This window comes from Streptomyces sp. NPDC047022, from assembly GCF_040644155.1.
GTDB lineage: Bacteria > Actinomycetota > Actinomycetes > Streptomycetales > Streptomycetaceae > Streptomyces.
The window spans coordinates 9,097-10,559 of sequence record NZ_JBEYVV010000065.1 but is presented as its reverse complement, the minus strand read 5'-3'; the positions used below and the strand labels follow the sequence as shown (position 1 = coordinate 10,559).

At 67.5% G+C, this 1,463-nt stretch carries 2 protein-coding genes; one reads left to right on the top strand and one right to left on the bottom strand.

Annotation, left to right across the window (positions count from 1 at the left end):
* Nucleotides 1–339: 339 nt before the first annotated feature.
* The gene (locus tag ABZ845_RS31425; RefSeq protein ID WP_360986780.1) at nucleotides 340–513 is read left to right on the top strand and encodes a hypothetical protein; all 174 of its coding nucleotides are present in this window, start codon (nucleotides 340–342) and stop codon (nucleotides 511–513) included.
* A gap of 78 nt (nucleotides 514–591) precedes the next feature.
* Here ABZ845_RS31425 and ABZ845_RS31420 read toward each other — a convergent pair.
* Nucleotides 592–1,463, bottom strand: an 872-nt coding sequence (locus ABZ845_RS31420; protein ID WP_360986777.1) for a YncE family protein, incomplete at its 5' end; no start/stop codon positions are given.

Here is a 1,463-nt window from a genome sequence, read left to right as displayed (position 1 = left end):
GGTGCGGTGCCAAGTCGCATGCCCGGTTCGGGAAGCGGCTCCGGGGAAACGGGCCGGTCGAAAGACCGGCACCGCGCCCCGGGCCGACTTCACCATCGGGTGTGTCGCCGTCACTGGCGTGGGTCCACAGCCTTAGAATCGAATACATGTCCGAATCTAGCTTGCCGGAGCGCATCGCGAAGCACCGTGCCGTTGCGGCCTGGCTGGAATTCCAGCTTGGGCAGGAGCGGGCCACGATCCGGCGACTGGAGAAGGAAGCGGTTGGAGCGGCGCAAGGCAGTCGCTTGGCGCGAGAGTCGCTTCACCGTCCAAGAACCCCGCCACGGTGAGGAGCCATACGTGATCCACCGCGGCGGCTGCACGAAGAACCCCGCTGCGCGGGACTACGTCCAGGCGCCCGAGGTGGTGATCATGATGCGGGGGAAGAACGTGGCGGGCTGCCGAACGCGCAATCCGATGCCAGGGCTGCGCGGCAGGCGGACCCCGCGCCTCGCCCCCGACGAGGGCGCCTAAGTGTCTCGGCGGCCACGGCGGCGACTTCCTCGATCAACCCGGAGAGCAGCTGTTCGTGGTGGGTCGTCAATCGTGGTGTCACTGCTGGGTCCTGGGCGCGTCGTGTCTGCCGGGCTGGTCCTTCTTGTCGTGTCTGCTGTGGTGGTGGTGCTGCTTTTCGCAGTGTCTGCCGCGTTTGATCGTGGTGGGGTCGGTGGCGGTGTCGGGGGTGCTGCCGCCTCCGGTGACCGTGACGGTGTTGGTGACCTGCTCCGGCGCACGGCAGGACACCTTGACCCTGAGCTTGATGGTCGGGTAGCTGGCGCCGGGGGTGAGGGTGTCGTTGCGGGCGCAGGTCAGTGTGGCCCGGGTGCAGGTCCATCCGGTGCCTCTGAGGGAGACAGCAGTCAGTCCTGTGGGCAGGGTGTCGGTCACGGTGACGGTGGTGCCGTCGGTCGGGCCGGTGCCATTGTTGGTGACCGTGATGCGGTAGGTGTTCTTCTCGCGCTGACCGAACGTGCCGCGGTGGGTCTTGGTGACGGTCAGGGAGGGGCGCGGCGTGATGGCCACACCGAACGGGATCCTGCCGACGGCGATGATGGCGGTGACCGTGTTCGTGGCCGTGTTGATCACGAACGCCGCGCCCGAACCCTGATTGGCGACGTAGGCGTGGGCGCCGTCGGGGGTGATGGCCACACCGAATGGGCCGCCGCCGACGTGGATGGTGGCGGTGACCGTGTTCGTGGCCGTGTCGATCACCGACACCGTGTTCGAAGCCTGATTGGTGACGTAGGCGTGGGCGCCGTCGGGCGTGATGGCCACACCGCTCGGGATGCCCCCGACGTGGATGGTGGCGGTGACGGTGTTCGTGGTCGTGTCGATCACCGACACCGTGTTCGAGTTCTGATTGGTGACGTAGGCGTGGGTGCCGTCGGGGGTGATAGCCACACGGGTCGGGGTGTTGCCGACGT